This is a genomic window from Achromobacter sp. UBA2119 (genome assembly GCF_002331005.1).
Taxonomy (GTDB): domain Bacteria; phylum Pseudomonadota; class Gammaproteobacteria; order Burkholderiales; family Burkholderiaceae_B; genus Achromobacter; species Achromobacter animicus.
In genome coordinates this window covers 69,604-81,799 of the sequence record NZ_DCYD01000015.1, presented here as the reverse complement: position 1 = coordinate 81,799, position 12,196 = coordinate 69,604, and the positions used below count along the sequence as shown (strand labels likewise).

The 12,196-nt window shown below is 66.9% G+C and carries 12 protein-coding genes; 10 read left to right on the top strand and 2 right to left on the bottom strand.

All coding sequences use genetic code 11. The features are described 5' to 3' along the window. Positions 1 to 41: 41 nt before the first annotated feature. From B3098_RS14865 to B3098_RS14820, 10 genes are all read left to right on the top strand, one after another. Positions 42 to 506, top strand: coding sequence for a hypothetical protein (locus B3098_RS14865; RefSeq protein ID WP_175122471.1), 465 nt, complete (start codon positions 42 to 44; stop codon positions 504 to 506). Next, positions 496 to 1,242 carry an acetoacetyl-CoA reductase gene (phbB, locus tag B3098_RS14860; RefSeq protein WP_286897371.1) on the top strand — a complete coding sequence of 249 codons (747 nt, stop codon included), beginning with the start codon at positions 496 to 498 and terminating at the stop codon, positions 1,240 to 1,242. Before B3098_RS14865 ends, phbB begins: the two co-directional genes overlap by 11 nt. Positions 1,243 to 1,291: 49 nt before the next feature. Then, the gene (locus tag B3098_RS14855; RefSeq protein WP_286897369.1) at positions 1,292 to 2,179 is read left to right on the top strand and encodes an EamA family transporter; all 888 of its coding nucleotides are present in this window, start codon (positions 1,292 to 1,294) and stop codon (positions 2,177 to 2,179) included. Positions 2,180 to 2,318: 139 nt separating this feature from the next. Continuing rightward, complete coding sequence (locus tag B3098_RS14850; RefSeq protein ID WP_286897367.1) at positions 2,319 to 3,755, top strand: cytochrome ubiquinol oxidase subunit I; 1,437 nt, start codon at positions 2,319 to 2,321, stop codon at positions 3,753 to 3,755. Positions 3,756 to 3,759: 4 nt separating this feature from the next. Continuing rightward, complete coding sequence (gene cydB, locus B3098_RS14845) at positions 3,760 to 4,767, top strand: cytochrome d ubiquinol oxidase subunit II (RefSeq protein WP_175184680.1); 1,008 nt, start codon at positions 3,760 to 3,762, stop codon at positions 4,765 to 4,767. Continuing rightward, positions 4,767 to 4,904, top strand: a complete 138-nt coding sequence (locus B3098_RS14840; RefSeq protein WP_286897364.1) for a DUF2474 family protein — start codon at positions 4,767 to 4,769, stop codon at positions 4,902 to 4,904. The genes cydB and B3098_RS14840 overlap by 1 nt, the downstream gene beginning before the upstream one ends. A 27-nt stretch (positions 4,905 to 4,931) precedes the next feature. Further along, positions 4,932 to 6,344, top strand: coding sequence for a PLP-dependent aminotransferase family protein (locus B3098_RS14835; protein WP_286897362.1), 1,413 nt, complete (start codon positions 4,932 to 4,934; stop codon positions 6,342 to 6,344). A 72-nt stretch (positions 6,345 to 6,416) separates the two neighbouring features. Beyond that, on the top strand, positions 6,417 to 6,929 hold the full coding sequence (locus tag B3098_RS14830) for a sigma-70 family RNA polymerase sigma factor (RefSeq protein ID WP_286897360.1): 513 nt from the start codon (positions 6,417 to 6,419) through the stop codon (positions 6,927 to 6,929). After that, on the top strand, positions 6,926 to 7,891 hold the full coding sequence (locus B3098_RS14825; protein ID WP_286897358.1) for a DUF4880 domain-containing protein: 966 nt from the start codon (positions 6,926 to 6,928) through the stop codon (positions 7,889 to 7,891). The genes B3098_RS14830 and B3098_RS14825 overlap by 4 nt, the downstream gene beginning before the upstream one ends. Before the next feature lie 91 nt (positions 7,892 to 7,982). Next, positions 7,983 to 10,436, top strand: coding sequence for a TonB-dependent siderophore receptor (locus B3098_RS14820; RefSeq protein ID WP_286897356.1), 2,454 nt, complete (start codon positions 7,983 to 7,985; stop codon positions 10,434 to 10,436). A gap of 7 nt (positions 10,437 to 10,443) precedes the next feature. Here the strand turns inward: B3098_RS14820 and B3098_RS14815 are convergent, their stop codons facing one another. Both B3098_RS14815 and B3098_RS14810 read right to left on the bottom strand, forming a co-directional pair. Continuing rightward, on the bottom strand, positions 10,444 to 11,040 hold the full coding sequence (locus B3098_RS14815; protein ID WP_286897355.1) for a WG repeat-containing protein: 597 nt from the start codon (positions 11,038 to 11,040) through the stop codon (positions 10,444 to 10,446). Positions 11,041 to 11,156: 116 nt separating this feature from the next. Beyond that, positions 11,157 to 12,134 (bottom strand): Bug family tripartite tricarboxylate transporter substrate binding protein, encoded by a 978-nt coding sequence (locus B3098_RS14810; protein WP_286897353.1) that lies wholly within the window; start codon positions 12,132 to 12,134, stop codon positions 11,157 to 11,159. Between the last annotated feature and the right edge of the window lie 62 nt (positions 12,135 to 12,196).

Below are 12,196 nucleotides of genomic sequence, written 5' to 3'. Positions count from 1 at the left end.
TGTGTATTCGTTTCCCCTTAGCACGCCATTTACAAGGACGGATGATGAAGAAAGCAAATGCCTCCCTGCCCGCCGGCCTGACCGGCGCCAACGTCGCCTTCTGCCAGCGCCTGGCCCAGCTTGCGCAGGAAAGCCAGCAGCGCTGGCTCGAAATGGGCCAGCGTCTGGCCGGCGACAGCTCCGGCCAGGTCCTCGCCGCCCTCTCCCCCTTGAACCCCACCGCCAACTGGCAGGATGTCATGCCCGCCATGGGCGAGCTCGCGCGCAAACGCTGGCAGGCGCAACTGGAAGCCAGCCAGGCCCTCACGCACGCCGCGCTGCAGGAACAGGCCACCATGGCCGCCGGCGTGGGCGAAGCGATGTGCGAATGGTTCAAGCAGGCCAACAGCGCGGCCGCCGACAACTCGCCCTTTGCGCAGATGTGGTCCACGATGACCAACCAGATGGCGGCCGCCTGCGCGGCCATGCAGGACGCCCACCAGCAGGGAGGCCGTCATGACCGCTAAACGAACCGCCCTCATCACGGGCGGGACGGGCTGCCTGGGCCGTGCCATCGCCGTCGCACTGCACGATGCGGGCCACAATGTCATCGTCACCTACCATTCCAGCGAAACCGCCACGCGCGAATGGATCAAGGAAGAGGCCGCCAAAGGCCGCACCTTCGCCATGTACAAGGTGAACGTGGCGGACTTCGACGCCTGCCAGGCGCTGGCGCGCAAACTGGAAGAAGACGGGCGCCAGATCGACATCCTGATCAACAACGCCGGCATCACGCGCGACGCCAGCCTGCGCAAGATGAGCGCGCAGAATTGGGCCGAGGTCATGCACAGCAACCTGGACTCCATGTTCAACATGACGCAGCCGCTTTGCGGGCCGATGGCGGATCGGGGCTGGGGCCGCATCGTGAACATTTCTTCGGTGAACGGCAGCAAGGGTGCATTCGGGCAGACCAACTACGCCGCCTCCAAGGCGGGCATCCACGGCTTCACCAAATCGCTGGCGCTGGAAGTCGCCCGCAAGGGCGTGACGGTGAACACCGTGTCGCCCGGCTATCTGGCCACGCGCATGGTGCAGGCCGTGCCGCCGGAGGTCATGCAGGAAAAGATCCTGCCGCAGATTCCCGTAGGCCGGCTGGGCGAGCCCGATGAGATCGGCGCGCTGATCGCGTTCATCTGCAGCGATGCGGCGGGGTTCATGACAGGCAGCAATGTGGCCATGAACGGCGGGCAGCATATGTATTGAAGGCGGCGGCCAGCGCTGCGCGCGCTGGCCGGCCGCTTCCCTTTGATTCATGTCCCGCAACACCGACCTCCTCCTGACCGCGCTCGCCCCCACGATCTGGGGCAGCACCTACGTCGTCACCACGCTGATGCTGCCGCCGGGCTATCCGCTGACGGTCGCCCTGCTGCGCGCCCTGCCCGCGGGCATCCTGCTGCTGTTGTGGGGCCGTGCCCTGCCGCACGGCATCTGGTGGCTGCGCGTGTTCGTGCTTGGGGCGCTGAATTTCTCGGTGTTCTGGGCGTTGCTGTTTGTCGCCGCGTACCGCCTGCCGGGCGGGGTGGCGGCCACGCTCGGTGCGATCCAGCCGCTGGTTGTGATCGCGCTGGCCCGGCTGCTGCTGGGATCGCCCGTTCGCGGGCTGTCCGTCGTGGCGGCGTTGGCGGGCCTGGCTGGCGTGGCGCTGCTGGTGCTGACGCCGAAAGCGGCGTTGGACCCGGTCGGCATCGCGGCCGGATTGGGCAGTGCGGCGTCCATGGCGCTGGGCACCGTCCTGAGCCGCCGGTGGCAACCGCCTGTCTCTGCGCTGACTTTCACATCCTGGCAGTTGACGGCGGGCGGCATTCTTCTCGTGCCAGCCGCGCTGCTGCTTGAAGCGCCGCTGCCGCATTTCACGCTGGTCAATGTCATGGGCATCGCCTGGCTGGGATTGGTCGGCGCGGCGCTGACCTACGTGCTCTGGTTCCGCGGGGTGGCACGACTGGAGCCCGCGGCCGTGTCGTCGCTGGGCTTTCTCAGCCCGCTCTCCGCGACGATTCTGGGCTGGGCAATTCTGGACCAACGGCTGTCGGCGCTGCAACTGGCGGGCATGGCGATTGTGGTGGGCAGTGTCTGGTTGAGCCAGCGTGCGCAGCGTTTGGCCGCGCCGGCGCTTGCGCCGCGGGCTGCGCCTCGAAACTGATCCGCTTTTTTTTGCTTTCTCTGAATCTGTACTGATCGCCGCCAAAAGCCTAACTTGGCGAGGCAGTTCAAACACCCGTCAGCGCCCGCCGCCTCGTGGCGATCCGTCCGCGCTGACAGAGAAAGTCAGGAATACCGCCATGGACAGCGACGCGCTATTGCTCGCACGAATTCAGTTCGGCTTCACCATCTCGTTTCACATCGTCTTTCCCGCCATCACCATCGGACTGGCCAGCTACCTGGCCGTGCTCGAGGGCTTCTGGCTGCGCACGGGCAAGACGGTCTACCGGGACCTCTATCACTTCTGGACCAAGATCTTCGCCGTCAACTTCGGGATGGGCGTCGTGTCGGGGCTGGTCATGGCCTACCAGTTCGGCACCAACTGGAGCTTTTTCTCCGATTTCGCGGGCAGCGTCACGGGTCCGTTGCTGGCCTACGAGGTGCTGACCGCGTTCTTCCTGGAAGCCGGATTTCTGGGCGTGATGCTGTTCGGCTGGTCGCGCGTGGGGCCGGGGCTGCATTTCTTTTCGACGATCATGGTGGCACTGGGCACGCTGGTGTCCGCGACCTGGATCCTTGCGTCCAACAGCTGGATGCAGACGCCCGCGGGATACGAAATCCTGGACGGACGAGTCGTGCCCACCGACTGGTTCGCCGTGATCTTCAATCCGTCCTTCCCGTATCGTCTGGCGCACATGGGCATCGCCGCGTTCCTGGCCACCGCGCTGATGGTCGGGGCTTCGGGCGCCTGGCATCTGCTGCGCGGGGACCGCAGTCCTGCCGTGAAGAAGATGTTCGCAATGGCGATGGGCATGCTGCTGCTTGTCGCGCCGCTACAGGCCGTGGTGGGCGACTTTCATGGCCTGAACACGCTCAAGCATCAGCCCGCCAAGATCGCCGCCATCGAGGGCCATTGGGAGAACGAGCCCGGCGCGGGCGTGCCGCTGACGCTGTTCGGCATACCGGACATGGCGCGCGAGGAAACGCGCTACGCCGTCAACATCCCGCGGCTGGGCAGCCTGATCCTCACGCACAGCTGGGACGGGCAGTTTCCGGGCCTGAAGTCCTATCCGCCCGAGGACCGCCCCAATTCCACGGTGGTCTTCTGGTCCTTCCGCATCATGGTCGGGCTGGGCCTGCTGATGATCGCCCTTGCCGTCTGGGCGCAATGGGCGCGCTGGCGCGGCCGCCTGTACGAGTCGCGCTGGCTGCACCGCGCCGCGTTGTGGATGGGGCCGTCGGGCCTGGTCGCCATGCTGGCCGGGTGGTATGTCACCGAGATCGGGCGGCAGCCGTGGATCGTGTATGGCGTCATGCGCACCGCGGACGCCGCCACGCCGCACGGCCTGGGCGAGCTGACGCTGACGCTGGCGCTTTTTGTCGTGGTGTACCTGCTGGTGTTCGGCGCGGGCGTCTCGTACATGCTGCGCCTCATCCGCATGGGTCCCAGCCCCGCGCCCGGTCACGCGCCGCTGTCGGGTGGACCGGGCGAACCGCGCCAACCTTCGCGTCCGCTGTCCGCCGCCTCAACCCTGGCGGGCGTCGCGCCCGCGCAACCCAAGCATTCCGGAGCCTGACGCCATGGGTGTGGATCTTGCATTGATATGGGCCGTCGTCATTCTGTTCGGCGTCATGATGTACGTCATCATGGACGGCTTCGACCTGGGCATCGGCATTCTCTTTCCGCTGGTGACCGACGGCCAGGAGCGCGACGTGATGGTCAATACCGTCGCGCCGGTCTGGGATGGCAACGAAACCTGGCTGGTGCTGGGCGGCGCCGGCCTCATGGCGGCGTTTCCGCTGGCCTACTCGGTCATCCTGAGCGCGCTGCATCTCCCGCTGGTGTTCATGCTGCTGGGACTGATCTTCCGGGGCGTGGCGTTCGAATTCCGCTTCAAGGCGGATGCGCATCACCGGCCGCTGTGGGACAAGGCCTTCGTCCTGGGCTCGGTATGCGCCACGTTCTTCCAGGGCGTCACGCTGGGCGCCTACATCGAGGGCATTCCGATGGTGGGGCGCGCCTACAGCGGTGGCCCCTGGGATTGGATCAGCCCGTTCTCGATGTTCGCTGGCGTCGGGCTCGTGGCGGCCTACGCGCTGCTGGGCTGCACGTGGCTCATCATGAAGACCGAAGGCCGGCTGCACCGCCACATGTGCCGCCTGGCGCGGCCGCTGACGGTGGCGCTGCTGGCCGTGATTGCCGTGCTGAGCGCGTGGACGCCGCTGACGCAACCGATCATCGCGCAGCGCTGGTTCAGCCTACCAAACATGTTCTGGTTCTTTCCCGTGCCGGTGCTGGTCGCCGCGGCGGGCTTCGAACTGATTCGCCGCGTCAAGGGCACGCCGGCCGCGGGCCCCTTCGTGCTGTCGCTGGCGCTGGTCTTTCTGGGCTACAGCGGCCTGGGCATCAGCATCTGGCCCGCCATCATCCCGCCCGGCGTGTCGATCTGGGCGGCATCCGCGCCGCCGCAAAGCCAGGGTTTCGCACTGGTCGGCGCCCTGGCGATCATTCCGATTATCCTCATGTACACCGCCTGGTCGTACTACGTCTTCCGGGGCAAGGTACGCACGGGCGAGGAGTTCCACTGATGAACCCTTCGCAATCTTCCTCGTGGCTCACGCGCCTGATGTGGCTGGCGATGATCTGGACGTGCAGCGTCGCGGCGCTGGGCGCGGCGGCCGGCGTGCTGCGCCTGGTCATGCGGTCCATCGGCATGTCCACCTGACTCCGCACCACGCATCCGGACGCCCTCATGAAGCGCTACGAACGCCTGACCGAAGAAATCACCGCCTCGATCCTGTCCGGCCTGTTGCAGGTTGGCGACCGTCTGCCGTCGGTGCGGCAGACCAGCGCCAGCCGCGGCGTCAGCCCGTCCACCGTGTTCAAGGCCTATTACCTGCTGGAAGCGCGCGGTCTCATCCGTGCCCGTGACCGGTCCGGCTATTACGTGCAGCGGGCGCCGCGCGCCGCACTGCCCGAGCTGGACAGCGTGTCCAGCGCCCGCGCGGACCGCCATCCGGTGGATGTCAGCGATAACGTGCTGCGGGTGCTGAACGCCACCCTGCGCCGCGACATGCTGCCCTTCGGCTCGGCATTTCCCAGCCCGTCGCTGCTGCCGTACGGCCGGCTGGCGCGGTACATGGCCTCGACAGTGCAGAAACTGAATCCGTGGGGTTCCATCGATGACTTGAGCCCGGGTGACGCAGCCCTGCGCCGCGCCATCGCGCTGCGCTACCTGGCCGATGGCCTGAGCGTGCCCGTGGATGAGATCGTCGTCACGAACGGCGCGCTGGATGCATTGAACCTGAGCCTGGCGGCGGTGACCCAGCCTGGTGACGCCGTCATCGTGGAATCCCCAACGTTCTACGCCGCGCTGCAATCGCTGGAACGCAACGGCCTGCATGCGATCGAGGTGGCGACACATCCACGCGTGGGCATCGATCTGGAGGCGCTTGAAGACGCCATCCTGCGGCACCGGCCGCGCGCGTGCTGGCTGATGACCACGTTCCAGAATCCGCTCGGCAGCCTGATGCCCGACGAGAAGAAGGAGGCGCTGGTCAAGCTGCTGACACGCCACGACGTGGCGCTGATCGAAGACGACGTGTACGGCGAACTGTATTTCGGCGAGACCCGCCCGCGGCCGGCGAAGGCGTTCGATACCGATGGCATCGTCATGCACTGCGCGTCGTTTTCAAAGACGCTGGCGCCGGGGTATCGCGTCGGCTGGGTGGCGGGCGGGCGCTACACCCGGCAGATCATGCGCAACAAGCTGACCACCAGCCTTGCCACGGCCGCCCCCACGCAGGCTGCCATCGCGGCCTATCTGGAAAAAGGCGGGTTCGACCGCCACCTGCGTCAGTTCCGGCAGGCGCTCGCGCTGCAGCAGGGCGAATTGCTGCAAGCCGTGGCGCGCTACTTTCCGAAAGGCACGCGCGCCACGCGGCCGGCCGGCGGCTACTTCGTCTGGGTGGAACTGCCCGCGCACATCGACACGTTGAAGGTGCACCGCGCCGCGTTGGACCACGGCATCAGCATCGCACCGGGCCCGCTCTTTTCGGCGACGGGCGCGTTCGGCAACTTCCTGCGCCTGAACCACGGCCATCCCTGGGGTGACGCCATGGAGCAAGGCATGGCGACATTAGGCAAACTGCTGGCGGGCGGATAACGCGATTGTCTTGGGCGGCGATCCAAGTTATAAATAAGAGTTATTCCTATTACCACCTGTCGCCGCCCGTCCATGGATTCCCCCGCGTACCAGAACATTCAACGGCTTTACGCGGAACACCACGACTGGCTGCTGGGCTGGCTGAACCGCCGCGTCAACAATCGCGCCGACGCCGCCGACCTGACGCAGGACACGTTTTGCCGCGTGCTGACCTCGCCGTCGGCCACGCCCATCGCCGAACCTCGCGCCTACCTGCTGACGCTGGCCCGCCGCCTGACCATCGACCTGTGGCGCGCCCGCGACGTCGAGGCGCGCTATCTGGACGCGCTGGCGCACGAGCAGGAGCCCGTCGCCGCCTCGCCTGAATTGCTGATGATGCTGAAGCAGGCCGTGCAGGAGATCGATGCGCTCCTTGACGGACTGCCCGTGCCGGTCAAGCACGCGTTCCTGCTGAACCGGCTGGACGGCATGACGCATCCCGCCATTGCGCAAACGCTGGGGCTGTCGCTGGCGACGGTCGAGCGTCACGTGAAGCGCGCCTTCCTGCACTGCCTGGCCGCGCGCCGCGCCGCGGACGCGTCATGAAGCCGCTGTCCGCCGGTGACGCGCTGACCGATCGCGCGGTCGACTGGATCGTGCTGCTGACCTCCGGCCAGGCCTCTGACCGCGACCGCCAGCGCTTTGAACACTGGCTTGCCAGCCACCCCGACAACGCGCGCGCCTGGGCCGAAGTCGACGGCCTGATGCAGCAACCCCTGTCCCGGCTGCGTGACGCGACGCGCGACGCCCCGGGGCCGGCACGCGCGGCCCGCACCGCGCTGTTGCAGGCCAGCGGCCTGAACCGCCGGCGCGTACTGAAGCTGGCCATGCTGATGGCGGGCGTCGGCGTGGGCGCGCTGGTCACCGACCGCTACGTGCCGCTGGCCGGCCTGTCCGCCACCTATTCCACGCGCACCGGCGAACGTCGCACGTTCGCACTGACCGACGGGTCCGTCCTGACGCTGAACGCGCGGTCGGCCGCCGATGTGCACTACGACGACGCGCAGCGCACCGTCGTGCTGCGCCAGGGCGGGCTGTATGCGGACGCGCATGCCGAAGCGCGGCCGTTCGTGGTGCGCACGCGGCATGGCGAGGTCTCGGCGGGCGCGGCCCGCCTGAGCATCAGCCAGTTCGACGGCTACTCCGTCGCGGGGGCCCTGCAGGACACCCTGACGCTGCGGCCCCACCGCGGCGACGCGATGGACCTGCCGCAAGGCGCCTCGGCGGCGTTCGACGGCGACCGCGCGTGGGCTCGCGAAGACGTCGCGCAGGCCGGATGGCGCAGCGGCATCCTGAGCGTGCGGGATACGCGGCTGGAAGAGGTGGTGGAACAGTTGCGCGCCTATCAGGCCGGGCTGATCCGGGTCTCTCCCGAGGTGGCGGCGCTGCGCGTCTTTGGCGTGTTTCCGCTGGACGATCCGCGTCGGGCGCTGGAAGCGTTGGGCGACACGCTGCCCATCCGCGTGCATCGCTACGGCCCCTGGCTGACGCTGGTGGACGCCGCCTGAAAAAAAATCGGCTGGCAGTGAGGGGATTTCAGATCGGTCGCCGTCATGACTTATGACGCAACCGAAATCCACTCACTGCTTCCCTGCCAACATGAAATTTCCCCTGCCCCCCGGCGCCGCGCTCGTCGCCTGCGCGCTCGCCGCCTGCGTGCTGACCCGGCCGGTCCACGCCCAGAACACGACAGCCGCCGCGCAACTGGCCACCCAGGCCTACGACCTGCCCGCCGCGCCGTTGGCCGATACCCTTAGCCGCATCTCGCTGCAGAGCGGCAAACCCATTTCCGCCGGCGCCGAATTGGTGGCCGGCAAGCAGGCCGCGCCCGTGCGCGGCGTGCTGAACGCCGAAGCGGCCGCAAGACAGGCGCTGACCGGCACCGGGCTGGAACTCGTCGTCACCCGCAGCGGCGTGCTGTCCGTGCGGCCGCTGCCGGCGGTCAGCGCGGTGACCGCGCTGGAACCCGTGGTGGTCACCGCCAACGGCGTGATTCCGCCCAGCGAAGGCACCGGTTCGTACACGATGCCGGAGTCTTCGTCGGCCACGCGCATGCGCCTGACGATGCGCGAAACGCCGCAATCGGTCAGCGTCATCACGCGCCAGCAGATGGATGACCAGGGCATCGTGAGCGTCGCGGGCGCGCTGGAACAGACGCCCGGCATCACCGTGGTCCAGGACAACTCGGAGGGCTACAGCTTCTACTCGCGCGGCTTTCAGCTGCAGAACTTCCAGTTCGACGGCCTGCCCAGCTTGTCCAGCGACGGCGGCAACGTCCGCGACAACTACAGCATCACCAATACGGTCATCTATGACCGCATCGAAATTCTGAAAGGCGCGACCGGTCTGGTGAACGGCGCAGGCTATCCGTCCGGCGTCGTCAATTTCATCCGCAAACGGCCCACGCAGGAATTTCAAGGCAGCCTGAGCGCGGGCGCCGGTTCATGGGACCGCTACCGCAGCGAAGTCGACCTGGGAGGCCCGCTGACTGAGAACGGCAAGATTCGCGGCCGCGTGGTCGGCGCCGCCGAGACCCGCGGCAGCTACATGGATTACGCCAGCGGCAAAGAGTATGTCGGTTACGGCATCCTGGAAGCCGACCTGACGCCCCGCACCAAGGCGTCCATCGGCGTGGACTATCAGCAGAACAAGAACGACGGCACCAGCAACACCCATCTGCCGGCATTCTTCTCGGACGGATCGCAGGTCCGGTTCTCGCGATCGACCAACCCCGCAGACAAATGGGCGTGGCGCGACCAGGACACGACCCGCGTCTTCGCGGACATCGATCACCAGTTCGACAGCGGCTGGCGCGTCAAGCTGGCCGCGGCGCATCGCAACTACCGTTCGCGCGAACTGATCTCCGGCATGAGCAGCGCACTGATCGACGTGGACACGCACAGCATCGATCACGGCTTCTACACGGGCGGCGCGGCGCGCTTCAACACCGACTCGCGCGAGAACACCATCGACTTCCAGGCGTCCGGTCCCTACACCCTGTTCGGCCGCCAGCATGAACTGGTGCTGGGCTATAACGCCGCGCGCACGCATTCGCAATCGAACCGCTACGACGGCAATACCGATTCGCTGATCGACGACGCCTTCAACTGGAACAACAACGCCGCCGAGCCCGATATGTACGAATGGTGGCTGACGCACAACATTCTGGTGAACCAGAAGATCCTGTACGGCGCGACCGTGCTGCGTCCCACGGATCGGCTTGGTGTCATTCTGGGCGGCCGCTGGACGGATTACGAATGGAGCCTGGACGGCAGTCTGGGCAACGGCCGCACTTCGCATTACGCCACCACCGTGGACAACAAATTCATCCCCTATGCGGGCATCACTTACGACCTCGATAGGCACCACACGGTGTATGCCAGCTATACCGACGTCTTCAAGCCGCAGGCCTACAACTTCGATGCCAACGACCGCCAGCTGGATCCGCTGACCGGCAAGAGCTACGAAATCGGCGCCAAGGGCGAATACCTGAACGGCCGGTTGAACGCCAGCATCGCGCTGTTCCAGCTCAAGCAGGACAACGTCGCCGAGCTGGATCCTAGCGGCGCGTCCACGCCGTCGGGCGGCACCGCCTACATCGCGATTCCGGGCGTGACCACGCGTGGCGTCGAACTGGAGGTGTCGGGCGAAGTCATGCCGGGCTGGCAGGTGAACGCGGGCTACACCTACAGCCGTTCGCGCGACCGTGACGGCAAGCGGGTCAGCACCACGCAGCCCGAACACCTGTTCAAGCTGGCTACGGCGTATCGTCTGCCGGGCGACTGGCACCGCCTGACCGTAGGCGCGAACATGCTTTGGCAGAGCAACACGTATTTCTCGCAGGACATCGGCGACAACAACCATCGGTTCACGCAGGACGCCTTTGGCGTGCTGGGGCTGATGGCGGGCTATGACTTCACCAAGGACCTGCGCCTGACCGTGAACCTGAACAACGTGCTGGACAAGCACTATTACTCGGGCATGGGCAGCTACAACTCGGTCTTTTACGGCGCGCCGCGCAACGTGTACGCGCAACTGCGCTACAAGTTCTGAGGCTGATTTATTGCGGGTGAGGCGCGCTGCTGGGCGCCCCGCGCGCCGTCTCCATCTCTGCCCGCAACGACATCGCATCCGGCCGCATGGGCAGCGCCAGCCGCCCTTCGCGGTCGATGGCGCCCCATTCTCCGCCCGTGACGTAACTGTGTTCGCCGTCGCGCGTGCGTTCGATGCGGCAACCCTTGCACACCGCGGCGAGACCGCCCTCGAAGCGGTCGACCCAGTCGTAAGGCGTGGCCAGCACGCGGTTGAGTTGCCTGTCGTAGTAGGCCATGCCGCCCGCCCACGGTCCGCGCGTCAGGCCTTCCTCGAAATCGTCGGCGCCGTTATCGAACGTGACCACGGCGACGGCGCGTCCGTCGGGCCGCACCCAGTGCCACGAGCCATTGGCCGTTGCGGGTGACAGGCCATCATTGCTGAAACCCATGCGCGCCATGACGGCGGGACGGAACTCGACGCTACCGTTCGTGGCGCGGGCGCAGTGCTGGACGTGTTCGAGGGAGCCTTCCGCTTCCTTGTCCGCGAAGAAGCACGGAAGGTCGTATTCAATGGCAGGGCCCGAGGTCAGGGCCAGCGAGGTAAGCAAGGCGGCAATCAGCATGCGGGGCATCCTAGCATGGCGGATTCGCGCTCATCCGCCCGTCTGATGCCCGGCAAATCCCGTCGGTCTTCAGAAATCCTCAAAGGCTGAAAGAAGCCGCGCGACCGCCTGCCGCCTCAATTCGCCGTGGCGCCAGAGTCCTTGACCGCCTTCGCCCACGCCGCGATCTCGGTCTGGATGAACTTGCCGAATTCGGCGGTGTTCACGCTGGAGGCGCGCGCGCCCTCTTCCAGCAGGCGCTGCTTGACCTCGGGCGAGGCCAGCGCGCCGGTCAACGCCTGATTCAGCTTGGCCACCACCGCGTCCGGCGTACCGGCCGGCGCAACGATGCCGTGCCAGGACACCGCCTGAAAGCCAGGCAAGCCGGATTCGGCCATCGTCGGCACGTCGGGCATCGCGGATGAGCGCTCGGGCGACGTCACGGCCAATGCGCGCAATGTGCCCGCCTTCACATGCGGCAGGACGCCCGGAATGGTGGTGAACATGAAGTCGATCTGGCCGCCGATCAGGTCCGTGATCGCGGGGCTGCCGCCCTTGTACGGCACGTGCGTGAATTCCAGCTTCGCTTCGCTCTTGAACATCTCGCCCGCCAGGTGCCCCGGCGTGCCGGCGCCCGCCGAGCCGATGTTGGTCTTGTCGCCCTGCGAACGGATGAACGCGATCAGCTCCTGCACATTCTTGGCCTTGACGTTGGGACCGACGACCAGCACGTTCGGCACGGTGGCCAGCAGCGTGACGGGCGTGAAGTCCTTGACCGCGTCGTACGAAATGCGCGAATACAGCGACGGGTTGATGCCGTGCGTGCTGGCGGTGGCCAGCAGCAGCGTGTAGCCGTCCGGCGCGGCCGTGGCCACCTGCTTGGCAGCGATGGTGCCGTTGGCGCCCCCCTTGTTGTCGATCACGATCGTCTGGCCGAGCGTCTTGGCGGCTTCGGCGGCGACGGTGCGGGCGAGGATGTCGGACGTGCCGCCCGCCGAATGCGGGACGGCCAGCGTGATCGGCTTGGCGGGAAAGGTCTGGGCGTGCGCGGCCGGCAGGGCCGGCGACAGACAGGCGGCCAGCGCGCAGCGCGCCAGCAAACGAGTGCGGAACATGGGAGTCTCCAGGGTTGTGGCCGGCTGCGGCGCCTCGAGCGGGCGCCGTCAGGCCGGCGATA

Bases quoted from the DNA above. Each gene is read 5' to 3' on its own strand.
- B3098_RS14865 (WP_175122471.1), top strand. From the start codon at position 42: ATGATGAAGAAAGCAAATGCCTCCCTGCCCGCCGGCCTGACCGGCGCC.
- phbB (WP_286897371.1), top strand. From the start codon at position 496: ATGACCGCTAAACGAACCGCCCTCATCACGGGCGGGACGGGCTGCCTG.
- B3098_RS14855 (WP_286897369.1), top strand. From the start codon at position 1,292: ATGTCCCGCAACACCGACCTCCTCCTGACCGCGCTCGCCCCCACGATC.
- B3098_RS14850 (WP_286897367.1), top strand. From the start codon at position 2,319: ATGGACAGCGACGCGCTATTGCTCGCACGAATTCAGTTCGGCTTCACC.
- cydB (WP_175184680.1), top strand. From the start codon at position 3,760: ATGGGTGTGGATCTTGCATTGATATGGGCCGTCGTCATTCTGTTCGGC.
- B3098_RS14840 (WP_286897364.1), top strand. From the start codon at position 4,767: ATGAACCCTTCGCAATCTTCCTCGTGGCTCACGCGCCTGATGTGGCTG.
- B3098_RS14835 (WP_286897362.1), top strand. From the start codon at position 4,932: ATGAAGCGCTACGAACGCCTGACCGAAGAAATCACCGCCTCGATCCTG.
- B3098_RS14830 (WP_286897360.1), top strand. From the start codon at position 6,417: ATGGATTCCCCCGCGTACCAGAACATTCAACGGCTTTACGCGGAACAC.
- B3098_RS14825 (WP_286897358.1), top strand. From the start codon at position 6,926: ATGAAGCCGCTGTCCGCCGGTGACGCGCTGACCGATCGCGCGGTCGAC.
- B3098_RS14820 (WP_286897356.1), top strand. From the start codon at position 7,983: ATGAAATTTCCCCTGCCCCCCGGCGCCGCGCTCGTCGCCTGCGCGCTC.
- B3098_RS14815 (WP_286897355.1), bottom strand. From the start codon at position 11,040: ATGCTGATTGCCGCCTTGCTTACCTCGCTGGCCCTGACCTCGGGCCCT.
- B3098_RS14810 (WP_286897353.1), bottom strand. From the start codon at position 12,134: ATGTTCCGCACTCGTTTGCTGGCGCGCTGCGCGCTGGCCGCCTGTCTG.